We start from the raw sequence: 24,436 nt of genomic DNA, 5'->3' as shown, positions 1-24,436 counted from the left end.
ATATATTTTCATTATCCATTTACCCCTTAACCGTTTCCATGGTACGAGGATACAATTTCATCAAATTGCGCACTTCCTCCGCATGATATGAGCTACGGGTGAGGGGGGTTGAAACCACTTGTAAAAATCCTATTTCCTCTCCATAAACACGCCAACTATCAAACATTTCAGGAGTAACAAATTCCTTTACCTGTAGATGATGGGAAGAAGGTTGTAAATACTGCCCAATGGTCAAAATATCACAATCAACGGCCCGTAAATCCTGCATTACTTGTTTAACTTCCTCATCACTTTCCCCCAAGCCAACCATAATTCCAGACTTGGTATAAACACTTGGGTTTAACTTTCTAGTTTGGGCAAGGAGTTCGAGCGATCGCCCATATTCCCCTTGGGGGCGCACCTTACGATATAATCGGGGTATTGTCTCCGTATTGTGGTTCAAAACCTCTGGGTTAGCGCTTAAAATCTTTGCCAAACCATCCCAATCACCACACAAATCAGGAATTAGAACCTCAATGGTAGTATTAGGAGATAACTTACGGGTTTCCTCGATACAAGCCACAAACTGACTAGCCCCCCCATCAGGCAAATCATCACGATTCACAGAAGTAATTACCACATGGTTAAGTTTGAGACGTTTAACCGCTTCTGCCAACCTTAAAGGCTCAGTGGAATCTAATTCCTTGGGTACTTTTTCAAAGTCAATGTCACAATAAGGACAAGCACGGGTACAAGCTGGCCCCATAATCAAAAAAGTGGCAGTACCAGCATTGAAACACTCACCTATATTAGGGCAAGAGGCTTCCTCACACACAGTATTTAAACTTAAATCCCTAAGAATATCTTTTACGCTACCAACTCTTTGTATTTGAGGAGCTTTTACCCTCAGCCATTCTGGTTTTACAGTCACGGTATTTTATGCTATGTCTTAACTATTGTTTGCTAACCCTGATCCTACTCTCCATTTCACAAAGCAAAATCAAAGCTCTTGCTTACAATTATATCTCGCTATTTGAGCAATATTCCAAAGGTTTGTGTAACCAATGTTAGAGTAATGAATGATTATGGATTTTATGGTCTTTTTCTATTAAACTGTTTGAGTAAATACCTTTATTAATTATTCTTGGAGATTTATTTACTCTGAGCAAATAATTAATTAATACTATGGCTTGTCATCAAAACATCCTTAAAATCAAAACCAGCGGTAAATGTTTACATAATATCACCCGTGATGTGGCTTCCATGGTGGGGGAGTCGGGCATTAAAACGGGATTATGTACTGTGTTTATCATGCATACCAGTGCTAGTTTAATTATCCAAGAAAATGCTGACCCTGATGTATTGACGGATTTGAGTAATTTTTTTAATAAACTTGTTCCTGAAAGTGCTACGGAATATTATCATAGTGCAGAAGGACCAGATGATATGCCCTCCCACATTCGCTCGGTTTTAACTAATACTTCCCTGACTATTCCTGTTAATCAGGGTAATTTGTTGTTGGGAACATGGCAAGGCATCTACCTTTGGGAACATAGGATGCGATCGCACTTACGCCAAATCGCAGTTCACATTAACAATTAACCCATTTGGGATTGTAAGTAGTTGGGTAAACCAAGGTTATCAATTAACCATAACTGTTGTTCTAACCAGTGTGCATGATCTTGCTCGGTATCATCCAACATCTGACGGAGTAAATCTCTGGTGACGTAGTCCTGTTGTTCTTCACAAAGGGCGATCGCACTTTTAAGATTACCGATGACCTCATACTCCAACTCAAGATCTTTTTTGAGCATATCAGGAACGGTTTTACCCACATTCAAATCAGCCTGATCTCCCAGATCCACAGAACCTTCTAAAAATAGGATACGCTTAATTATCATGTCTGCGTGTTGGGTTTCATCCTGCATTTCATGGTCAATGCGTTCATAAAGTTTATTTAAGCCCCAATCTTGGTACATACGAGAATGGGTGAAATATTGATCCCTTGCTGACAACTCGCTACGAAGTAACTTTTGTAACTCTTTGATAACTTTTTTACTACCTTTCATTGTTTCCTCTTTATTATCTTTATAAAACTATCTACGAATAGAACCATTAAATGCTTCCATTACCTACATCATAGACTGTAAGAAATTCTGTAAACCTGACTCTTGAATTAACCACTGTTGAGACTCAATCCAATCAATTTGCTCTTCGGCTTCTTCTAATAAATCTCGGAATAAATCCCTAGTTACATAGTCCTGTTGATTTTCGCTAAGGGCGATCGCACCTCGTAAACTTTCCGCCATATTGCTAGTAAGGGTTAAATCATTAGCCAAAATTTCAGGTACATCCTCCCCAATCAAAAGACTACCCAAATCTTGTAAATTAGGTAAACCTTCCAAAAAGAAAATACGCTCAATAATTTTGTCAGCCTGTTTCATCAACTTGATTGAGTAACTATACTCATATCCATTTAAACGATCTAAACCCCAATTTTTGCACATTCTAGCATGTAAAAAAAACTGGTTAATCGCAGTCAATTTAATCTTTAAGACTGTATTAAGTTGAGCCTTAACATCTTGATTTCCCTGCATACTTTTACCTCTCTGTTACCATTTCATCATATACCATTCTCAATAAAAAAGCAAGGTTAAAACTTCAGATGTATATAGCCTCTCTCAATTAATCTTGCTTATTGACAATAGTTATTGACAATGATTCCATGACAAAATACTTAGATTTAATCCATAAAAGTCAATGGTGATAAACGAAATAAACAAACATAAAAAAAATATTAAAAATATTATTGCTAAAAATTTAATTTAACCAAAAACAATTTATCCTATTTTGACCCTAAAAATAATTTCATCAGTGATAACCAACAAAGTCCTAAAACAGAAAAAAAATGACAACAATAAAACCTAATTAGCCCTAATTGTTTAAAACCAGTTCACGAGTTTTTTTTGTTGCGAACATTGAGAAATAGAGCAAATTTAGGAAAACAACCATGGAAAGATATGAACTTAACGAATCCTTGAAAACTGGAGTAAAAATCATTGACACTCATCATAAAGAGTTAATTCATGCCATCAATGATTTAGCCGATGCTATATTTTTAGATACCATCAAAAAGTATCAAATTAAGTACCGAGAAAATCCTGAACAACAAAGTGCGATCACAAAGTGGCGCTGCGCGATCGCCCTTCAAATCCATCAAGAATTAGCCCATTGGCTAGTAAGACATATCAAAGGTATCGAGGTAAAACTAGGAGCCGAAACGATCGCCGCAGGAGCTTAAACCATAGAAAAGAAAGCAGAAAAATAAGTGATCCCCCATAACTACCAAAAAGGGATCAACAAAAAAATAGGTGAAACCAGAAAATAAAAACAATAAAACCAAAAAATAAGACAAAAGAGGGAATAATTTTTAGTGATAAAAATGTTCAAAGTCGCTTAATATTGCTAGTAACAGTAAAAAATTAAACTGTTAAACTGTACAAAAAAAATAGTGATTGACAAATTATGGCTCTTGGCTATCTTGCCTTAGTGCTACACGCACACTTACCCTTTGTCCGCCATCCAGAAAGTGACTACGTCCTAGAAGAAGAGTGGTTGTATGAAGCAATCACCGAAACTTATATACCACTGTTACAAGTATTCAATGGACTAAAAAGAGATGGCGTTGACTTTAAAATGACCATGAGCATGACACCCCCTCTTGTGTCCATGCTACGGGATAAACTCCTCCAAGAAAGATATGACGAACATCTTACTCAGTTAGAAAAATTAGTTCAAAAAGAAATAGATCATAATAAAGATAATGGTCATATCAAATATCTTGCGGAATACTATGCCCAAGAATTTAGTGAAACCCGCAAAGTATGGGAACACTACAAAGGAGACTTAGTTAGTGCCTTCAAAGAATTTCAAGATAGTAATAACCTAGAAATTATTACCTGTGGTGCTACCCACGGATATTTACCCCTCATGAAGATGTACCCCCAAGCGGTGTGGGCGCAGATAGAAGTAGCCTGTGAACATTACGAAGAAAACTTTGGCATTCGCCCTAGGGGGATTTGGTTGCCCGAATGTGCATACTTTGAAGGCTTAGAAAGAATGTTGGCGGATGCTGGTTTACGCTACTTCCTTACCGATGGTCATGGTTTGCTCTATGCCCGTCCTCGTCCTCGTTTTGGTACCTATGCTCCCATTTTTACCGAAACGGGAGTTGCAGTATTTGGAAGGGATCATGAGTCTTCTCAGCAGGTGTGGTCATCGGAAGTTGGTTATCCTGGGGATCCAGTTTATCGAGAGTTTTACAAAGATATTGGTTGGGAAGCTGACTACGACTATATCAAGCCCTATATCATGCCCAATGGACAACGGAAAAATGTGGGGGTAAAGTACCACAAAATTACCAGTCGTCAAGCAGGTTTATCGGACAAGGCGCTTTATGATCCTTATTGGGCCAATGAAAAAGCCGCCGAACACGCTGGAAACTTCTTATATAACAGAATGCAACAGGTTCAGCACCTAGCGGGAATTATGCAAAGAGAGCCCATTGTGGTTTCTCCCTATGATGCGGAGTTGTATGGACATTGGTGGTATGAAGGCCCTAAATTTATCGATTACCTTTTCCGCAAGGCATGGTTTGACCAAGATACTTTGTATATGATTCACCTTGCAGATTATCTAAAAGGACATCCAAATCAACAGGTGGCGATTCCTTCTCAGTCTAGTTGGGGTTATAAGGGTTTCCATGAATATTGGTTAAATCATACCAATGCTTGGATTTATCCTCACCTCCACAAAGGGGCGGAAAAAATGATTAATTTGGCGACTAAAGAGCCGAAGGATGAGTTGGAATGGCGCGCCCTAAACCAAGCCGCGAGGGAGTTGTTGTTGGCTCAATCCTCTGACTGGGCATTCATCATGCGTACTGGTACCATGGTACCCTATGCAGAAAAACGGACAAAAAGTCATTTATTACGGTTGAAGAAGTTGGAGGAGGATATTTGGAGCGGAGAAATTGATTCTGGTTGGTTGCAAAAGGTAGAGGCCATTGATAATATTTTTCCTAGTATTAATTATCGTGTTTATCGTCCTGTATAGTTGTTGTTTTGTGGTGGGCATAGCCCACCCAATATGATTAAAGTTTGATGAAAAAAAGTATTAAGGTTGGTGACATTGCGATCGCCCTTGAGCGCAAAAAAATCAAAAATATGTATCTCAAAGTGCGCCCTCCCGAAGGAGAGATATTAATCTGCGCCCCAGAAACCATGACACTGGAAACCATAAGAATGTTTGCCCTCAAAAAGTTGCCATGGATAAAAAAACAACAAAAAGCCATACAATCTCGCACAAGGGAAGCACCTCGTCACTACATCGATGAGGAAACCCATTATCTTTGGGGGGAGGGTTATTTACTGAAAATTATGGAATCAAATAACGCACCTAGGGTAACTCTCGGCCATAAAACTATTTTATTACAAATACCTCCTGAGTGCGATCACGAAGTGGCACAGCGCGATCGCCTTACAAAACAAGCTATCATGGCGCAATGGTATCGAGAGCAGTTAAAACAAGCTATTCCCCCCCTCATCGAAAAATGGCAACCCATCATGGGAGTAAAAGTAAACAGGTTTTTTGTCCAACAAATGAAGACAAAATGGGGCAGTTGTAATGTTACCCATGGCAATATTCGCCTTAATACTGAACTAGCAAAGAGACAAAAAATATGCTTAGAATATGTCGTTGTCCATGAAATGACGCACCTACTAGAAGCCAATCATGGTAAAAAATTTGTCGCCCTCATGGATACTTTTTTGCCCCCATGGCGAGAATACCAAGAAATGCTCAATAGTTTACCTCCTAATAGAGATAATTAAGTCTTATTGCATTCTGTCGATGGTACGATATTGGATAGCTTCGGCAAGGTGATAACTTTGTAAATCGGTATCTCCTGCTAAGTCGGCGATGGTGCGAGATACCTTCAAAATTCGATCCATGGCCCTTGCGGAAAGTCCTAGTTTACGGATGGCATTTTCTAACAAGGTACGACAAGTTTCGTCTAATACACAATGTTCCCGTAGATGTTTGGATTGCATTTGAGCATTACTACTAATTTTAGTTTCTTTAAAGCGCTCTTGGGCGATCGCCCTTGCTTTTTTTACCCTCTCCCTCACTGACTCCGAATTTTCCCCTTGGGGTTGACTGGTCATTTCCTCTGGCTTCAGACGACTAACCACCACCTGTAAATCTATCCTATCCAACAAAGGCCCCGATAACTTCGCCCAATATTGCTCCCTTTGACGGGGCGAACAACTACAGGGCTGAATAGAATCCCCATAATAACCGCAAGGGCAAGGATTGGTACTCGCCACCAGGGTAAACTGGGCAGGAAACTCCACCGACTGACGGGCACGGGAAATAGTTACAAAACCATCTTCTAGGGGTTGCCGTAAAAACTCTAATACATTCCTTTTAAACTCCGTCAACTCATCCAAAAATAACACCCCATGATGAGACAAAGAAATTTCCCCCGGTTTAGGATAACTACCACCCCCCACCAAGGATGCCCCACTAGCCGAATGGTGAGGACTACGGAAAGGGCGCGATCGCACCAAAGAACCACTATTTTTTAACAATCCTGCCACCGAATAAACCTGAGAAACTTCCAACGCCTCCCCAAAACTTAGGGGCGGTAAGATGCTCGGTAAACGCCGTGCTAACATAGTTTTTCCTGACCCAGGAGGCCCCACAAAAATCAAATTATGTCCCCCTGCTGCCGCAATTTCCAAAGCTCTACGGGCATGGTTTTGCCCCTTCACATCCTTCAAATTATCCATCAAAGCAAAAAGAGGCTCGAAATCTTCCCCTATATTTACCCTTGTGGCACTAAATTTCTCAGGCTCTTGCAAAAACTGGGCAACCTCATCCAAATTATTTAAACCATACACCTCCAAACCTTGCACCACCGCTGCTTCCTGAGCATTTGCTTTGGGTAAAACTATCCCCTTAAAGCCCAACTTCACTGCCACCGCTGCCATGGGTAAAACCCCTGCGATGGGGCGTAAACTACCATCCAAAGACATCTCCCCCAAAAAAAGATAATCCCCCAACAAAAGAGGATCAATTTGTTCAGAGGCCGCTAAAATACCAACACTAATAGGTAAATCAAAGCTAGGGCCTTCCTTTCTCAAATCAGCAGGGGTAAGATTAATCGTCACCTTGCGCATAGGAAACGCAAACCCAGAATTTCTGATGGCTGCCTTCACCCTCTCCCTCGACTCCTGCACCGCCGCATCAGGTAAGCCCACCACCGTAGCGCTCCATACCCTGGCTAACATATCAAGTATTTCTCCTAGATTATCTTCACCATATTTTAGTTACTTTTAGGATGAAAAATAAAGATTCTATTGATAAAACTTTAAATAAGGAATAATGAACATTAAATTGTGGTAACATTTTCACACACAATTAGTGAATAAAGAACCATTTATAATGTTAAGTAAAAAAATAGCTTTGTTTAATAATAGTAAGAATTTTTATTAAATTGCAATATACATTTAGGGTTTTAAATGTTCTCATAATTTTTAATTTTCCACTCCTCACCTTAACTAAAATAATATAAAAATAATTATCACAGTACCTTTAAAATAGATAATCTGGAAATTAATGATCTCCATAAAAAATTAAAATTATGTTTAATAAAAGAAAAATAGTTTACTTTTTTACCTTTATTCTTACTTGCTTATCAATTCTTTTTTTTAGTAGTCAATGGAGTAATAATAATCTCATTGCCATGGATGATATTGACCATAGGATAGATTGGTCACAAGAAATAATCAAAATAGATGAAGATTGTAAAGAAGACTATCAGAATTTTTTTCGTACTAACTTTACCGATGAACCTGTACAAATTGAGCAAGTAGCTACCCAATTAAAAACCCTAAAACAAGAGACAGGAAAAAATGCTGCGGCTATCTGGGTATGGTCATATCCTGAAGCCTTAGAATTAGCCATGATTACCGCCGAAAATAAACCAGTGGGGAAAAGATTTTCAGATGTTAATGCCTTAGAGATCGATACTGTAATTGATCAATATACTAACTATATTACAAAACCATTCTTATCTCAACAATCCTCAACTTCAAGCGCTTCTGCTCAAAAATTGTACCAATGGATAATAAAACCCCTCGAAACCCAGTTACAACAAGAAAATATCGATACCCTAATTATTTGTGTAGGGCCTAGATTAAGAAGTATTCCTTTTGCGGCTTTTTCCGATGGTACTAATTTTTTAGTGGAAAAATATAGCATCTCCATGGTGCCTTCTTTTGCCCTAACCAACCTTGATATAAGTCGAAAAAATCAAGATGAAATCCAAATTTTGGCCATGGGAATGTCTAATTTTGAATTTCTTAGTCCCTTACCTGGAGTAACCCTTGAAATTAATAACATTGTTCCAGCGCCTTGGGATGGGGTAAAAATGACCGAAAATCTATTTACCCTCGAAAATTTGAGAACTCAAAGAGAGCAAAACCCTTATGAAATAATTCATTTAGCCACCCATGCTAAATTTCAACCTGGAGATCCTGCTGACTCTTTTATTCAATTGTCCGATCGCCCCTTAACCCTTACAGACATCAGAGATTTAAATTGGCATAGCCCCCCCGTATCCCTTTTAACCCTAAGTGCTTGTGAGACAGCCATGGGGGATGCGGAGGCAGAATTGGGTTTTGGAGGTTTAGCAGTACAATCTGGGGTGCGATCGGCATTAGGCAGTTACTGGCAGGTAAGTGATGCGGGTACTTTAGCCCTCATGAGTGAATTTTATCAACATCTCAAATCCTATGAAACTAAAACCGATTTGTTACTCAAATCCGATGCCCTAAGAGATACCCAAGTATCTATGATTAATCGTCAAGTATATATAGCTGATGGACAACTCCGAAGCACCAGAGGTAACTTATCTCTACCATCTATATCCACACAATTCGGTGACGAAGACTTATCCCATCCCTTTTATTGGGCTCCTTTTACCATTATCGGTAGTCCTTGGTAATAAACCCTAATCAATCATTTACCTGCTGAGTAATGATAAACTTTTGTATTTTAGAGCGGTAAATTTGGGAGTATTTATCAGCCCATTCCTTACTATCACTATTAGTGTAAATATGAACCAAAGACTCTCCCGCATCAGGGAGAATCAACACCCAGTTATCAGAATGAGGCTCAACAATTTTTACCCCGTCAATCAATTCCAATGCTTCAGGAGATTCTGTTTCCACTAAATAACGCATTAGCGCCCCCTTCGTTTTGAGAGGGCAACGGAGAGACTGGGATTTGTGACACACCTTTGGTAATTCCGTTCTTACCTGGGTTAGAGAGCGCTCTTGCACCGTCAACATCTCAATGAGTTTGGCAATGGAAAACATAGCATCAAAACCAGGATGAAGGTGGGGAAAAATAAAGCCCATATCTCCACTACCCCCCAACACCACATTAGGATTATTTTGGGTTGCTTCCATAAGCGCTGTGGGATTAACTTTGGTACGAATCACCCTGCCATCATGGCGTCTGGCAATTTGTTCCACCGCACTAGATGTATTTACGGGGACAACTACTGTCCCCCTTGGGTTGGCCGTGAGAATAGTATTCACCATCAGGGCTGTTAATTCTTCCCCTCGAATTTGTAAACCCGATTCATCTACTAAAATAAATAATTCTCCATTGGCAGAAACCTGTACCCCAAAATTAGCTTTGAGGGCTTCCACTACATGACCCAATTGCACCAATAAAACTTCCCTTTCTTCGGTAGAAATAGCTCTTTGTCGCAAACTAGCATTTAATACCACCGCATCACAACTAAATTTACCTAATATCTGAGGTAATATAGCCCCTGAGACGGAGTAAACATAGTCAATCACAATTTTGGTATTGCTAGTGTGAATAGCTTCTACATCCAACTGTGTCTCGAAGGTTTTGCGGTAGGTTTCAATAATTTGGGAAGGGTAAGACATATCGCCAATGTCAATACTATGGACTCTTCTTAAGTCTTCTTTGAAATAAGCCCCTTCAATTTTTTTTTCTTTGGGTTTGGGAATGTTAATACCTTTTTCATCAAAAAATTCAATTAACATATCCTCATGGCGCTCTGGGTGTAGGCGCACATGGACTCCCCCTTGCACTCCTAATTTGGGTGTCATGGTACGGGAGATGGGAATGGCGGTAGATTCTAGGTTTTGAATGTCAATGCCCACAGACATCAATCCTGCAATGAGGGAGCGACTTACCATCCTTGATACGCTCCTTTGATCCCTTGATACTACCACCGATGAGCCATGTTTAAGGGTTGAACCGTAGGCCGCCCCTAGTTTGACGGCAAATTCTGGGGTAATGTCGATGTTGGCAAGTCCTGTTACTCCCCTTTGACTGAATAGGTTACGGTGGGCTATATTGCCCCAAATTAAGTTGATATTGAGTGTTGCTCCTGATTCGATTCTTTTTTGAGGCCAAATTCTCACTCCGATGTTGATTTGGGATTCTTCGCCGATGTTACATAATGCACCCACGACTACCCCTTCAGCGATTTGTACTCGTCTATCCATTCTGGTACCCCTTGCCACGACACAGGCGGAAAGGGAACATTCATCGCCGATGGTGACACCGTTACCGATGATGGGGCGGTTTAATTCTACGTCGTTGCCGATGGTGACGTTATCGCCGATTACTGTACTTCCTTCTATTCTGGTACGGGCGCCGATACGGCAGTTGTTACCGATGAGGACGGGGGCTTCGATGATGGCGGTGGGATCGATATAGGTATTTTCTCCCATCCAAATGCCGTATTCTATTTCACGGTAAGCAAAATCCACTAATACTTTTTTGTCGATCGCATCGTACTGGGATTCACGATAGGCTTCGAGGTGTCCCACATCGCACCAATAACCCTCGGCTACGTATCCATACATGGGGGCGCCGATTTCGAGGAGAAGGGGAAATAAGTCTTGGGAAAAGTCTGATTCTTCGTTTTTGGGGAGATATTTTAAAACTTCTGGTTCGAGGATATAGGTGCCTGTGTTGACGGTGTCGGAGAAAATTTCGCTACTGGAGGGTTTTTCGAGAAATCTTTGAATTCTGTCTTCTTTGTCGGTGATGACTACGCCAAATTCGATGGGATTGGGGACACGGGTTAATACAAGGGTGGCTTTTGATTGTTTTTCACGGTGAAAGGCGATCGCCTTTTGGAGATCAAAATCAGTAATACTATCTCCGCTAATGACCAAAAATGTCTCTTGTAATAATTCTTCTAAATTTTTCACACATCCAGCGGTGCCAAGGGGTTGCTCTTCTTCCACCGCATAGGTCATTTCTACCCCAAATTCGCTACCATCTTGAAAATAATCTCGCATCACATCAGGAAGATAATGAAGGGTGGCAATCACTTCGGTGATGCTGTTACGCTTAAGTAAATTAAGGATATGCTCGGCAATGGGGCGGTTTAACACTGGTACCATGGGCTTAGGTAAATCACAGGTTAAAGGACGCAATCGAGTGCCTGAGCCTCCCGCCATTAAAACCGCTCGCATAAATTCTCCCTTCTATTTTGTCAAAATGGTATGGTTAGTTTTTAGCCTAACATTTATTAATCCACAATGAACAATTCCATTAATTAATAAGTTAACTTTAATTTATTTTTAATAATAATCACTAATTCAATTTTTTATGAGTAAAACAAAGTACAAGAAACAATGGCAGAAATCTTTGGATGAGTACATCATGGCCGTGAGTTGGTCTATAAATGGTGACTTGGCGATCGCCTCTGCCCGAGGAGAAGTAATGGTAAAAAGGACAAAAAATGATGCTGTAGAAACCCTTTTGGATGCTTCCGAAACCAATGAACACCCCGTGGGTTGTGTGGCATTTTCTCCCCAAGGAGAATTACTCGCCGTAGGTACTCTGGATGGAAAATTAAGGGTGTGGCAAGTAAATCCTGAAGTCAATTTGGTGGAAATGTTTGAGTTTCCTAAACAGTGGATTGAGAATGTACATTGGCATCCTTCCCAACCCATCCTCGCCTTTAGTTTTGGTCATTATGTTCAAGTATGGGATGCACAAAACAATCAAATAATAGCTACTTTACCTTTTCCTGATTCTTCGGTATTAGATTTACAATGGCATCCTACGGGGGAATATTTGGCCATGGCAGGAAATGGCGGCATTCATATTTGGACGGCTTCTGATTGGGATGAAGATCCTTTCATTGCCGAAATGCAGGGGGCTTGTAGTAAAATCGGTTGGTCTGGGGACGGTAATTATTTGGCTGGAAATTGTTTTGATAATAGTGTTTGGATATGGTGTTGGGAAAATCTCGAAACTTGGCATTTATCAGGATTTGGGGGCAAAATTCGTAATATTACTTGGTCTACTTCCTCAGCCGATTTTGCCCCTTTATTAGCTATTTCTTGTTTTAATGGTGTCATTTTATGGAAAAAAGCCGAAGATGATAATGATGGTTGGGCTTCTTTACCTTTACAAGCCCATGATGGCATTATCGAGAGTTTAATGTTTCACCCCCAAGATTTTTCCTTTGTTTCGGCGGATGATGAGGGAGTGTTATTCTTTTGGAATGAAAATAGAAGCATACAACAAAGATTTATCATAGAAAATGACGGTTTTAGTGCGATCGCATGGCACCCCGACGGTACAAAACTTGTGGCGGGAAGTCGCCATGGTAAAGTTATCATTTGGCAACAACAAGAAGAGAAAAAAGGCAAAGGTTTTGCCTAATTAACCATGGGGGAGAAGGTGATGAGGAGATAAAACAAACTGAAGTTTAACTATTACACCTAACCCCTAATACCTAGTTAGTAAATATGTATTGCTAACCAGATACAATTAGGGGATGTTTTGATTACTTGGTGGGGGGTTTGGGCTGCAATGAAAAGATAATCTCCAGCCTTTAAATTGATGAAGTCATCTCTGATTTTTAATTGGGTTTCCCCTTCTATCAAGATTATCCATTCATGGTGATCTTGATTATATATCTTATGGTAAGGGCGATCGCTACTTACAATCCTCTCTACCACCACATTTTCACACCGTAATAACTCAGAAAAATCCTCCCCATCCACCAAAAAAGGGAGATTATCAAACAAATTTTGAACTTTCGCCATCATAAGCTATCAACCATTATTCCCAACCTTTGAGATAATAGCAAAAATTCCCCCCCAAAACTTAAACAATGTCATCTTTTAAAAACATCATCCTTACCATAAGCATCCTAATTTTTACCTCCGTATTATTCGCCTCCTCCCTCACCTACCAACCAACTCAAGGAAAAAACAACCAATTTTATCAATACCAAGCCCTCCATAACAAAGACGGCATCGGAAAATTTTACCTTGGCAGAGAAATCGCCAAAGTCATGGGGCATCAAGAATTTTTATGGTTAGAGCGCCCTAATCGAGAAAATCAAGAAAAACCCAGCGCCGTCATCTCCGCCCTCCATCTTCAGCCTACCGATAACATTGCCGACATTGGCGCAGGCTCAGGATATTTTAGCTTTCGTCTCGCCCAACAAGTACCCCAAGGCAAAGTTTTTGCTGTAGATGTGCAACCCAAAATGTTAAACATCATCGAATTTCTTAGTCAAGAAAACCCTCAATTGCCAGTGCAACCTGTATTAGGCACAGAAAAATCCCCCAACCTAAAAAAAGAATCCATTGATTTTGTCCTCATGGTAGATGCTTACCACGAATTTACTCACCCTAGAGAAATGATGGAAGGAATTGTAAAAGCCCTCAAGCCCAAGGGTAGGGTTGTATTAGTAGAATATAGAAAAGAAAATCCCTTGATACTTATCAAAGGAGTCCATAAAATGACAGAAAGACAAGTCAAAAAAGAAATGGAAGCAGTGGGCTTATTATGGGTGACAACAGAGCAATTTTTACCCCAACAACACTATATTGTTTTTGAAAAACCCGTTAACTAAAAATCTTCTCCTTTCCATTCAATTGCCAAATACTAATCACCAAAATAGAAGCAACTATCAACCAAACACAAGAAGGGTAAATAAGCCAACCCGCCATTGGTCTAGCACTTATGAGGCGATGGAAGATTGTTGACCCAATACCAACAAATATAAAGATTCCGTAAAGTTATTTCTCCAATTCTTAAAAATTCTGTAAAGTGTGTTTTTTGTTACCTGAAAAAAGAAATTTATTATCTTTATAAACTATAATTTGTTGACAACCAAATTTTCAGCAGAATTTCAAAAATGAACACAACAAAAATACTGGCTAAATTATCCTTAGCGGCTGCAAGTACAACAATGTTTAGTTTAGTAACCATGGAAATGGCTCAAGCGGCAGTCATTGTCTTGGACTTCGAGGGATTACAGAATAATGAACCTGTCAATAATTTCTATAATGGCGGTTTTGGAGGTAACGGTAGTGGACCTGGTCCTGATTTTAATATTACATTTACTTCAAGTTCTTTAGCTCTTATAGATTCGGATGCTGGTGGAGGTGGAAATTTTGGAGGTGAACCTAGTCCAGATACTGCTCTCTATTTCCTGAGCGGTGCAGCAATCATGAACGTTTTAGATGGATTTACCACTGGTTTTTCTTTCTTTTATTCAGCAATCAATAATCCCGGAGTGGTTAATGTTTACGATGACATTGATGGCACAGGAAACTTATTAGCTAGTTTAAACTTACCAGTAACACCCGCGAATGGTGCCCCAGATCCCAACGGAGCATTTAGTCCCTTTGTTCCCTTTGGTGTTAATTTTAGTGGTGTTGCTAAATCTGTTGATTTCGGCGGTACGGCTAATCAAATAATTTTTGATGATATTACTTTGGGTACAAGTACAGCAGGTGGCGATTCTCAAAAGACTCCTGAACCAGCGACGATATTGGGTTTATTAGCAATAGGTGGCTTAGGTTTAGGTAGCTCAAAACGGAAACAACAAGCATAGTCTATTTAGTAGGGTGGGCATTGCCCACTCTAGCTCTGAGAAGTCGTATCTATGTATCTATTATATTAAATAAAGCTTTTCAAGAAACGGTGAATGAGCTATAACTAATCCAAGCTGGGTAAAATCAGTTAATAAGATATTTACTCCTACTATTAGTTATCAATGCTCAACTGTTGAAATATATCTTTCAAAAGATTGGCAGAGTTTTGTAATAACTTTTCCTCGTGGGGGCTAAGGGCTAAATTAACAGTTTGTAAAATACCTTTTTCATTGATAACCCGAGGAATGCTCAAGCAAATATCATCAATGCCATACATTCCCTTCATTAAACCACTGACCGTTAAAATACGTTCTTGAGAATTAACGATCGCCTTTACAATATCAGTAGTAGCTAAACCAATAGCATAGGAAGTGCTACCCTTACGACGGATAATTTCATAGGCAGCATTTTTGACATCATCATAAATTTTGGCTAAAAACTCTTGTTCATCATTACCCAAGTTTTCCCAACCATTAGGCACAATTTTCACCCCTCCTACATTAGCCATACTCCACAAAGGAACTTCACTGTCGCCATGTTCACCGATAATATAAGCATGGACACTACGAGCATCTATGCCCATTTTTTTAGCTAATAGAGAACGAAAACGAGCGGTATCTAATACTGTACCAGAGCCAATCACCCTTGAGCTAGGAAAACCTGTAATTTTAAGAGTGGCATGGGTCATAATATCCACAGGATTACTCACTACCAAAATAATCGAATCAGGGCAGTATTTCACCACATCAGCGAGAATATTTTTATAAATCGCAATATTACGCTCCACCAAACTCAGACGGCTTTCCCCTTGCCGTTGGGCAACCCCTGCGGTAATAATGACGATGTCTGCATCTCTCCCCTCATGGACAACAGTACCCGATTTTAAGTCCGTGGGAGAAATAAAGGGCATTCCGTGGGATAAATCCATGATTTCCCCTTCCAGTTTTTCCGTGGCAATGTCCTGTAATACCAACTCGTCAAAGCAGTCTTGAATTAATAAGGAATAGGCACAGGCTAAACCCACCTGCCCTAAACCGATAATAACTCCTTTGCGGGGGCGAATAAACGAAGATTCTTGGGCGCTGGGATTAGGAATTAAGATTTTATCAAACATATCAGAAATAATTGAGAATGAATAATTAATGATAGATAGTAAAAGTTAAATTAATATTATCTGACCTATTCTCTCTTATACGACTAATAGCGTTCCCTTAACTTTAACCTCTTATTTTGTACCTTGGGAGGGGGAAAATCGGCTCCATCAAAAATAGGAATAGTAAAATGAAACTTGCTACCCTGATTTTTTCCTGAAGATTCTGCCCAAATTTTTCCACCCCAATTATTAACAATTTGACGACAAATAGCCAAGCCCAATCCTGTACCTCCTGCAGAGCGTCTTAGGGCGCCTTCTTCTTGGTAAAAACGATCAAATACTTGATTAAGGCGATCGGGTTCAATACCTCTACCATTATCGGATATAGTAACCTCTAAGTTAGCAAGATCTTTCTCTTTCACGCTAATACGAATATGTCCGTTACCATTGGAAAATTTACAAGCATTATCCAGCAATTTGCTTAATACTTCCACTAACCACTCTCCATCTACTTGCACTAGGGGAATTTGTTGAGGTACTAAATTTTCAATACTAGGAATAATGGATTGGTCTTGTCGAGAGCGAATATGGGAGATGGACAACTCTACGCATTCCTCTAGGGACAAAGGTTCTGGGTTCCACTCTACCCTGCCACTTTCTAGTTGAGAAAGGGTTAAAAAGTCCTGTACCAGTTTACGCATTCTCTCGGCATCTTGAAGGGCGGTACTAAGCATAATTTGCTTTAATTCCTCTGGCATATCTGGCTCATTAGCAAGGCTCTCAAGGCAGATTTGAATAGTAGATAGAGGAGTACGCAATTCATGACCAGTAATGGCTACAAGGTTGGAACGGGTGCGATCAAGCGCCTCTAGCTGTTCATTAAGGTCTTCTAAATTAGTATAAGATTCTGCCTGAATTAGTGCCACGGCTACCTGAGTTGCGATCGCATTTACCAAAGCAATATCCTCTGGTTTCCAATTAATAGGTTTATCATCACAATGATGTAACTCCATCACCCCCAACAAACGACCCTGATACAAAATTGGTACAATCAACCAAGAAATAATAGAGCAACTACTAATTAAATTCTTTAAAACCTTTGTTTTACCCTGAGTACGAGGATCCAACTCCACATCATCAATACTAATGGACTCCCGTAAATTTAACACCTCCCGAAACAAAGGATTTTGCTTCAAAGGCCAAGTTTGCCCCTTAATAGACTTTATCCCATCGCTCAAAAACTCATGGTTAATTTCCGCATTATAATCACTCTCTTGACAACGATAAATCAAACAACGACACACCCCTAAACCTTCTCCCAACTTATCCACCGCCATCTGCAAAATCTCCTCTGGATTCAACGAGCGACGAATGGCATCGGTAACAGAATTTAAAAGTCTTTCCTTTTTCTCCTTGGTACTCAAAAAATTGTTTGCCTTGATTAACTTGTACTGCCCCGACTGTAAATAAGTAATCAACCGCTGTACAAAAGGATCTGGATTTATAATCGGAGAACTAATTTGCCCCTCTGTGGGGAAAAAATCTACCCCAGTGGATGACATTTTATCCTTACGACAATAACGCTCTTTTGCCTTCTCCACCTTTTCTTGTAACTCAGGACGATAATTGGCAATTCTATCCAAAAGTATCGATGCCGCGGCTAAGGTAACATCAGAATCAAAAGTCCAGATTCCCTCAAAACGACGACTATTATCCATAGACATCTCCGCCGCCTCTGTTTTGGGTAAATGGGTTTTCTCCCGACAAATTAAACAGCTTGTGTAGTTTTCCCCAATTACCACCAAGTGCCATTCTTTGGTTAGGGCATCATCTTCATCAAAAGCTATTTTTTCGTAAACATCCGTGGTATTAGAAAAATCTGTTTCTGGGGCGGCTAAAACATAAACATGGGGCGAAATTTTGCCGATGCGACGATAACGATGAGCCTCTTGGCGATAAAATCTTTCCTTCTGAAAACTAGCTATAATCAAGGCTTCTTCTGTATTTGCCAAAACTTGATCTTCCATAGCGTGAGATAGTGCTGTTAAGGAAGATTTGAAATAGATTTGAGTTCGCCACGTGGGAAAAACTTGTAGTAAATCTGTGACAACAGAATTAGGGTTGCTCATTGAATCTGTTTAATTTTTGGTCAGCTTTGATTTCTGGTTCGGAAATAACAATAGAAAAGCCGTCATGAATTACGGGTCATCATTACCTAAAAATTTTGGTAAATCTCTCTATCCACTTGAGGTGACAATTAATGGCACTAGATTCTATCCTACTATTACTTGGTGATGGGTTGTTATTGCTTTGTGACTAATTTATGTTAAGTTTTTTTACGAAAAAACCCTGTAGTCAAATTTCATGGAAAGTTTATGTTTGTTCAAAGTATGAAAATAAAGAGGTTAAATATTTTTTTTAGATGCAATGGTTCAGTTTTAATAGTATCTTATGGCAACTAACATTATCTTTAATTAGCCTTTTTCTTCCTTTACTTTCATTGTTGTAATTACTATTTTATTTCTTGATATTTTATTTTTTAAACATCAATAAAAGACTTTTCATGGGTCTTACTATCTCCCAAAGTTTGACGCTCTGTCGAACTTTGCGTATTTTTACTTAACTATACTGAATCTTTGTTAAGGGTGTTTAAAGATACTAAAAAGTCCCCATAAAATTTGCTATTAATTGTAGATATAAAAATCAAAAAAAAGGGTATAATGTTGAACATCTTACTATAAAACATAAAATAATAATTTTAAATTAATCATCAGTGTAATTATTGTTTCCTACTACATTAAAAGCTATGAAAATCAAAACTGGTATTGTTAAAAAACTATTGAGAAGCCAGTCTCTACAGCAAGGTTATACACTGCCAGAGATATTGGTAGCAATAGGTATGGCTTCTATCTTGGGGGCTGTGGCTATAGGTAGCAACCCTTTTGGGCAAACTTCTAAATTAAATGATGCAGGGTATCAGTTAGAAGGTATTTTGCAACAAACTCGCACACGGGCGATCGCCACTACCTCTGCCATCAGAATAGAACCAGATCCCGACAATCCTAGTACGGCTCTAAGAATAGAATCCGCCACCACCAAAGGATGCGAAGCCATCAGCGCCCTATCGGCGGCGGTAGAGAGTGATGAAACACAAATACCAGTGGTTTCCACAAGGGGTTTTAGTGTGGGGGATAAACTCAAAATTGGTAGCGATGACACCGATAATCAGGTAATTGCCATCGATGATAACTCATCATTGCTTACCCTTGGACAAGCCATCGGCTCTACCCAACCTGAAGATGCAGTGGTGGAATTAGCACAAAACTGGGCGCCCGATGGGGCATTATTGACGGAGGATTTAACCTTTAATGAACCCATGGAAATTGCCTCTAATGTCAGTAATAATGAATGGCGCTTGTGTTTTGATAGTCGAGGTTTTGCTCGTCTTTTTGATGCCCAAGGGGTGGTAGATCAAGATTTAAAACTCACCATTTCCGATACCAGTAATGATGAAGAATTAGATCTTCTTGTGTTGAAGGGCGGTGCAATCACAAAGCCCGAAACCAATGAATTATAAAGGTAAACCATTATGAGTGACTCCTCTATCTAAGAAAAATAAAGTTTTTATATAAAAAAATATTGCTAATTTGTAAGCGCAAAATTAATCCACCCAAGTAAACCAAATCAGATGAATAGATTGCACCATGACAAAAACCTAAAAAAGATTAAATCTGAGGGGGGTTTTACTCTCCTAGAAGCCACGGTATCGATGTTTTTATTATCTTTTGCTATACTGCTCAATTTTCCTTTATTGGTGGTACTACAAAACGAAAATACGACTTCAAAAGTCAGGCTTGGGGCAACGTCCTTGGCTCGGGATTTATTAGATGAAGTTAGGTCGAGAAGGGCGATCGCCCCTATTGATGGGCAACTACAAACGGGGCTAGATAAACTGGGCTATGAATATGATGCCACTACCTACATTTGTACCACAAAGCCTAATATTGATGAAGATTTTAACGTCACAGGATGTAGCACTAGCGACAACAACACTGATCTTAGACACATTGTAATACAGATAAAAAGAAATGGACAAACAGAACCAATACACACCGTTCAAACAGCCTTTACCCGTGTTATTCCGCCACCTGCTGCGAACTAGTAATTCGGAAAGAGGCATTAGTATTATTGAAATGTTGGCTTCCATTGCCATTTCAGGGTTGGTGGTGGGGGTAGCGTTTTCTGGCTTCGATGTATATCGCCAAAGTTTTGTACGAGATCAATCCCGTAGTTCTGTTAATCAATCCTTGACGGGAGTTTCTTCCCTCATTGGTCCAGATATTTTACAAATAGGTCAGGGTTTAACGGATGATCCCAACTTTGAAGCGGTAAGCGTTGTTCAAACGAATATACCCGGAACCAATGATAAATCTTCAGTCATAACCATCACAAAAGCTCTTGTTTCAGCATCACTACCTATTTGTGCTGATATTGATGCAGGAACAACAGATGATATTACGGTGATGGATACCACTGATCCAGACTTGGGAGGATGTAGTTTTGTGGATAATTTACCAAGAAATACCCCCGATGGGTGGCCCGATATATTAAAAATATTTCGAGATAACAGGGTTAAGAGTGGTGGCTCTGCAAGGGCTTATATCTACGATGGCTCGGAAAATTATGAGATCTTCGACTATACGGATGAAACCTACGATTCCTCCAAGGCCTTTATGGAAACTAATACCCACACTTGGCAACATGACTACAGCAAAAATGGAACTGGAAGAATTCATATTGTTGAACAGCGCACCTACTTCTTACATCGTAAAGATGGGGAAGACACTGGCGCTCTTAAATTAATAGTTGATCCTCCTCAAGAGATTGTTGATGGTGATTTAAGTAATGTTGATGATTATGACACTCTGACTTTAGCTGAAAATATCGCTAATTTTGAAGTGGTAGTTAGTCTTATTGAGGATGTGACTGAAGATACAACTTATGAATGTAGGGTAATTCCCCCTGGGGATGATGAATGTTTACCCGATGAAGTGTCATACTCCTGGGCAAATATTCAATACATTGAAATGATAACTACCCTTGCTCCAGAAGAGGAAGAGCTGAGACGTAGTAGTTTGACGGAAGAAGATTTAGTTTTGACGGAAAGATTTTTCCCTCGAAATGTCTTTAGCTTTTAATTTTTGTTGTTATTTTACCTTTATTTAAAATCATGAATAGTAATAATCGCCCTTTTTCTATCCTTTATTTCTTACTTAAACTAAAGGCTGTAAAAAATTCCACTGATGCTGGTTATGTGCTAGTTATTGCCGTGGGGACAATTGTTGCCTTAACAGGTTTATTGGCTGTTTATGGACGTTCTAACCGTATCCAAAATGTTTCCACCGACAGCACGGTAGATAGTAGTAGTGGTTTTTTTGCCGCAGAAGCAGCCCTAAATCAAAGGGCGCAGGATATAAGACAAATATTTCTTAACCGTCAAGTACCTTCTGGCACTTCACCACAGGATTTGGATGATTGTGTTGCTCAGGTGGGCTCAAAAGGTACTGGAGATTTGGCTTGTGAAACCATCACTTTATCTGCTAGTGCAGAAAATAGAACTCCCTATATTGGTGCAACCTATGTTATAGAAGGGGACAGAACTGAAGGTATTGTACCAAGGGGCGATCGCTTTCAAAACCTCAGCATGAGCGAAAGCCTTTACTCATTATACGCCCTAGGATTAAAAGAAGGTGCTGATGCGAACCAAGCCTCCGCAATCTTACAGATGGACGTAAGGGCAAGGGAAATTCCCATGTTTCAGTTTGCCGCTTTTTATAAAAATGATCTCGAAATCTTACCTGGTCCTACCATGAACCTAAATGGGCCCATCCACACCGATGGCAGTTTATACTTAGGGGCAAATAATCAATTAAATATTAATGGTCAAGTGACTGTTGCTGGAAATATATTTAGCCGTCGTCAAAGTAATAATGATACCTATCCTTCCGAAAGGGTGAGAATTAGAAATGCTAATAATACTCAGTGGATTGAATTAGTGAAAGCTGGTACAGGAAATACAAGTGGCACAAAAAATCCGATGGATCCCGTTAAAATTGCTAGTGCATTTGGCACACAAGTTCAAGTTGGCACAGATCCTATTTCCATTCCTACCCCTGATATTTTAGACAGTACAGGGGAATATTTTGAAAAAGCAGATATTCGCATTAATTACACCCCTACAGCTAGTAGTGTTGCGAAATACGAAGAGAATGTACCTTTTTCTATTCAAGTTATTAATCGTACAGACAGTAACGGTAATCTTATCAGTAGCCCAACTGCAATATCTCTAACAGAAGCTCAGCGTAGAAGTTTGCGCCAACCTATTTTAGTTTCTTCAAAATTAGCTAGTATTTCTTCTAGTGGAGAAAACTTTATCACTATCAACGATACAAATCGTGGTAGCGATGATTTTACCGTTGCTCAAAACCCCAATTATAATATCTGTACAGCACCCCATGACTATGATATTAAAAGTGGTAAAATTGAACCTAACCTTGGTACACCAGCCTTTCAAAATACATGGGAAAATTTAACTTGGGAACAACAAAGAGACATTGCCGAGTTTGCTCACGATATTTTGGTTACTAGGGTTCAGGAAAGGAAAGCACCTCTTTTATTTTCTAATTTAGACAAAACGGGAGGAATCCCCGGGTTGACCTTTACAGGATTAAATATCCCCAATATTCCTGCTTCCGCTCAAGTTAGTATGATAGCGAAATTAAATTCCCTGACTCCCAACGAAATTGCTTCTTTACCTTACCGGGAAAGTGATGGTGGGGACGTTGTTCAACGTTGTTTTATTCCAGCGCCCTTAATTGATATTGGTAGAGATTCTGAAAATCATAATACTGATTTTCGTTTTCGTAATCAACGGGAAGGACGAGATATGCGAATTTTACAGTTAAATATGAAAAGTATGGTGGCGTGGAACTTTGAAGGACAATATCTTAATGGTTCTAACCTAGCATCAACTAATCAACTTTTATATAAAACAGCCCCCGAAGATAGCTCTGCACCAAATAATTCTTTTCAGCGCCTAGGGATGGCCGCTCGGGATATTTCTGATGGTGGCTTAGTATTTCACGCAACTATTAATCCTACTACCTATTCTAACGCAGCAACTAATCAAAGTCGTTATGGTTTTGCAGTTATTGAAGGGGATCAGTTGCCGGGGTTAGGCTTTGCTAATTCATTTAATAAGGATGACCCCACGGGCTTAACTTTTGCGAGTGATCAGGCAGTATATCTTCAAGGTAATTACAACACTAGAAATAAACAACCGTCATCGATACTCTCTGATTCCTTGAATGTTTTATCAAATACTTGTTTAAATGATGATATGGGTGTCAATCATCGTGGAGACGCTCGAAATTGTGATGAAACCCCTAAAAATAATAGTAAAAAATTAGGTAAAGCTCAAGAAACTGTTATTAACGCAGGTTTTCTAGCAGGAAATGACATTAGTAATAGTTCTTATTATAATGGGGGCTTAGAAAATTACCCTCGCTTTTTAGAAGATTGGGGAGGAGTTCCACTTCGTTATCGTGGTTCTTTTGTTAATATTTCGCCACCCTTGCGAGTAAGTGGTCAACAAGGTGGGAATTTTTATGCTGCACCCAATCGAGAATGGGATTATGATCAAAGTTTTAATAATCCTCGTAATCTTCCCCCTCTTACCCCCCAGTTTGTTTATCTCAAACAGGATTCCTTCTTCCGTAGCTTCGATCAATAATTATTTATGTTTGGCAAGGGGTTTAAACCCCTTGTTAGGGTAAATTCTGGTAATGGAGAATAAAAGATTATTCTTTGTCTTTTGATTCGGGGGGGCGAGTGGTTTTCCCTTCCATGTTCACGTAGGGGAAAAATTGTATTTTTTCTGGCTCTTTTGTTTTTTTCATTCCCTCTGTAGGTAAATTTACCTCTACTTCCTTACTTTGGGGTAGGGGATTATTGGGGCTGGTTTTTCTGGGGTTTGTGTTGGGTAGTTTGAGGTTATGGGAAGGAGAATTGACGGCAAATATTTTGTCTAACTCCTCTCTGACTACTTCTACTAAACTGGGATGGAATTCTAATACTTGTCTGATTTCGTTGGCATCACTCAAAAAACCATGGATTTTTTGCTTTGCTTCGGTGAGAAATTTTTTTTGTTCTAATAATTCCTGTTGTTTTTTTTGTAAGTCTTTGACACGCTGAGATAAATCCCCTTCTATTTTTTCAAAAATATTTACATATTCCATGGGTTAATTTTCCTAATATATATTTTGACAATTCTAAA

21 protein-coding genes are annotated in these 24,436 nt (G+C 39.4%); 12 read left to right on the top strand and 9 right to left on the bottom strand.

Annotated features, from left to right (window positions below):
- Nucleotides 1-19: 19 nt before the first annotated feature.
- Nucleotides 20-910 (bottom strand): lipoyl synthase, encoded by an 891-nt coding sequence (lipA, locus tag AA637_RS08850; protein ID WP_446682447.1) that lies wholly within the window; start codon nucleotides 908-910, stop codon nucleotides 20-22.
- A 254-nt stretch (nucleotides 911-1,164) separates the two neighbouring features.
- Here lipA and AA637_RS08845 point away from each other — a divergent pair, with 254 nt between their 5' ends.
- On the top strand, nucleotides 1,165-1,581 hold the full coding sequence (locus tag AA637_RS08845) for a secondary thiamine-phosphate synthase enzyme YjbQ (protein ID WP_446682446.1): 417 nt from the start codon (nucleotides 1,165-1,167) through the stop codon (nucleotides 1,579-1,581).
- Here AA637_RS08845 and bfr (AA637_RS08840) read toward each other — a convergent pair.
- Nucleotides 1,578-2,048: a bacterioferritin gene (gene bfr, locus AA637_RS08840; protein WP_446682445.1), complete on the bottom strand. Its 471-nt coding sequence runs from the start codon at nucleotides 2,046-2,048 to the stop codon at nucleotides 1,578-1,580. The two genes, AA637_RS08845 and bfr (AA637_RS08840), sit on opposite strands and share 4 nt — an antisense overlap.
- 63 nt (nucleotides 2,049-2,111) lie before the next feature.
- Nucleotides 2,112-2,576, bottom strand: coding sequence for a bacterioferritin (gene bfr, locus AA637_RS08835; protein ID WP_446682444.1), 465 nt, complete (start codon nucleotides 2,574-2,576; stop codon nucleotides 2,112-2,114).
- 413 nt (nucleotides 2,577-2,989) lie between these two features.
- Here bfr (AA637_RS08835) and AA637_RS08830 point away from each other — a divergent pair, with 413 nt between their 5' ends.
- The 3 genes from AA637_RS08830 (at nucleotide 2,990) to AA637_RS08820 (ending at nucleotide 5,870) form a co-directional block, all read left to right on the top strand.
- Nucleotides 2,990-3,280: a hypothetical protein gene (locus AA637_RS08830; RefSeq protein ID WP_446682443.1), complete on the top strand. Its 291-nt coding sequence runs from the start codon at nucleotides 2,990-2,992 to the stop codon at nucleotides 3,278-3,280.
- A 224-nt stretch (nucleotides 3,281-3,504) separates the two neighbouring features.
- The gene (locus AA637_RS08825) at nucleotides 3,505-5,094 is read left to right on the top strand and encodes a glycoside hydrolase family 57 protein (protein ID WP_446682442.1); all 1,590 of its coding nucleotides are present in this window, start codon (nucleotides 3,505-3,507) and stop codon (nucleotides 5,092-5,094) included.
- Nucleotides 5,095-5,141: 47 nt separating this feature from the next.
- On the top strand, nucleotides 5,142-5,870 hold the full coding sequence (locus tag AA637_RS08820; protein WP_446682441.1) for a M48 family metallopeptidase: 729 nt from the start codon (nucleotides 5,142-5,144) through the stop codon (nucleotides 5,868-5,870).
- A gap of 3 nt (nucleotides 5,871-5,873) precedes the next feature.
- Here the strand turns inward: AA637_RS08820 and AA637_RS08815 are convergent, their stop codons facing one another.
- The gene (locus tag AA637_RS08815; RefSeq protein WP_446682440.1) at nucleotides 5,874-7,331 is read right to left on the bottom strand and encodes a YifB family Mg chelatase-like AAA ATPase; all 1,458 of its coding nucleotides are present in this window, start codon (nucleotides 7,329-7,331) and stop codon (nucleotides 5,874-5,876) included.
- A gap of 353 nt (nucleotides 7,332-7,684) precedes the next feature.
- On the opposite strand from AA637_RS08815, the gene AA637_RS08810 reads away from it, so the two are divergent.
- On the top strand, nucleotides 7,685-9,049 hold the full coding sequence (locus tag AA637_RS08810; protein WP_446682439.1) for a CHAT domain-containing protein: 1,365 nt from the start codon (nucleotides 7,685-7,687) through the stop codon (nucleotides 9,047-9,049).
- A 10-nt stretch (nucleotides 9,050-9,059) separates the two neighbouring features.
- Here AA637_RS08810 and AA637_RS08805 read toward each other — a convergent pair whose 3' ends face one another.
- Nucleotides 9,060-11,576 (bottom strand): sugar phosphate nucleotidyltransferase, encoded by a 2,517-nt coding sequence (locus AA637_RS08805; protein WP_446682438.1) that lies wholly within the window; start codon nucleotides 11,574-11,576, stop codon nucleotides 9,060-9,062.
- A gap of 136 nt (nucleotides 11,577-11,712) precedes the next feature.
- Between AA637_RS08805 and AA637_RS08800 the strand changes: the two genes are divergently transcribed.
- The gene (locus AA637_RS08800; protein WP_446682437.1) at nucleotides 11,713-12,777 is read left to right on the top strand and encodes a WD40 repeat domain-containing protein; all 1,065 of its coding nucleotides are present in this window, start codon (nucleotides 11,713-11,715) and stop codon (nucleotides 12,775-12,777) included.
- 77 nt (nucleotides 12,778-12,854) lie between these two features.
- On the opposite strand, the gene AA637_RS08795 is transcribed toward AA637_RS08800, so the two are convergent.
- A complete protein-coding gene (locus AA637_RS08795) occupies nucleotides 12,855-13,166 on the bottom strand; it encodes a cupin domain-containing protein (RefSeq protein ID WP_446682436.1) in 312 nt (103 codons plus the stop codon).
- Between the two features lie 65 nt (nucleotides 13,167-13,231).
- Here AA637_RS08795 and AA637_RS08790 point away from each other — a divergent pair, with 65 nt between their 5' ends.
- Together AA637_RS08790 and AA637_RS08785 are read left to right on the top strand one after the other, a co-directional pair.
- Nucleotides 13,232-13,981: a class I SAM-dependent methyltransferase gene (locus AA637_RS08790; RefSeq protein WP_446682435.1), complete on the top strand. Its 750-nt coding sequence runs from the start codon at nucleotides 13,232-13,234 to the stop codon at nucleotides 13,979-13,981.
- Nucleotides 13,982-14,266: 285 nt separating this feature from the next.
- Nucleotides 14,267-14,968: a PEP-CTERM sorting domain-containing protein gene (locus AA637_RS08785; protein ID WP_446682434.1), complete on the top strand. Its 702-nt coding sequence runs from the start codon at nucleotides 14,267-14,269 to the stop codon at nucleotides 14,966-14,968.
- A 152-nt stretch (nucleotides 14,969-15,120) separates the two neighbouring features.
- Here the strand turns inward: AA637_RS08785 and AA637_RS08780 are convergent, their stop codons facing one another.
- Entirely contained in the window at nucleotides 15,121-16,122 is a 1,002-nt protein-coding gene (locus AA637_RS08780) for an L-lactate dehydrogenase (RefSeq protein ID WP_446682433.1), read from the bottom strand.
- A gap of 83 nt (nucleotides 16,123-16,205) precedes the next feature.
- Nucleotides 16,206-18,230, bottom strand: coding sequence for a DICT sensory domain-containing protein (locus AA637_RS08775; protein ID WP_069791449.1), 2,025 nt, complete (start codon nucleotides 18,228-18,230; stop codon nucleotides 16,206-16,208).
- Between the two features lie 677 nt (nucleotides 18,231-18,907).
- Between AA637_RS08775 and AA637_RS08770 the strand changes: the two genes are divergently transcribed.
- From AA637_RS08770 to AA637_RS08755, 4 genes are all read left to right on the top strand, one after another.
- Nucleotides 18,908-19,678 (top strand): pilus assembly FimT family protein, encoded by a 771-nt coding sequence (locus AA637_RS08770; protein ID WP_446682432.1) that lies wholly within the window; start codon nucleotides 18,908-18,910, stop codon nucleotides 19,676-19,678.
- Nucleotides 19,679-19,789: 111 nt separating this feature from the next.
- The gene (locus AA637_RS08765; RefSeq protein WP_446682431.1) at nucleotides 19,790-20,263 is read left to right on the top strand and encodes a type IV pilus modification PilV family protein; all 474 of its coding nucleotides are present in this window, start codon (nucleotides 19,790-19,792) and stop codon (nucleotides 20,261-20,263) included.
- Nucleotides 20,190-21,299 carry a PulJ/GspJ family protein gene (locus AA637_RS08760; protein ID WP_446682430.1) on the top strand — a complete coding sequence of 370 codons (1,110 nt, stop codon included), beginning with the start codon at nucleotides 20,190-20,192 and terminating at the stop codon, nucleotides 21,297-21,299. Before AA637_RS08765 ends, AA637_RS08760 begins: the two co-directional genes overlap by 74 nt.
- Before the next feature lie 32 nt (nucleotides 21,300-21,331).
- Nucleotides 21,332-23,893, top strand: coding sequence for a hypothetical protein (locus AA637_RS08755; protein ID WP_446682429.1), 2,562 nt, complete (start codon nucleotides 21,332-21,334; stop codon nucleotides 23,891-23,893).
- A gap of 67 nt (nucleotides 23,894-23,960) precedes the next feature.
- Here AA637_RS08755 and AA637_RS08750 read toward each other — a convergent pair whose 3' ends face one another.
- Nucleotides 23,961-24,398, bottom strand: a complete 438-nt coding sequence (locus tag AA637_RS08750) for a hypothetical protein (RefSeq protein WP_069791453.1) — start codon at nucleotides 24,396-24,398, stop codon at nucleotides 23,961-23,963.
- Nucleotides 24,399-24,436: the final 38 nt, after the last annotated feature.

The sequence above is a fragment of the Cyanobacterium sp. HL-69 genome (assembly GCA_002813895.1).
In the GTDB taxonomy this organism is placed as follows: Bacteria; Cyanobacteriota; Cyanobacteriia; order Cyanobacteriales; family Cyanobacteriaceae; genus Cyanobacterium.
This window is presented reverse-complemented; position numbering and strand designations above follow the sequence as displayed.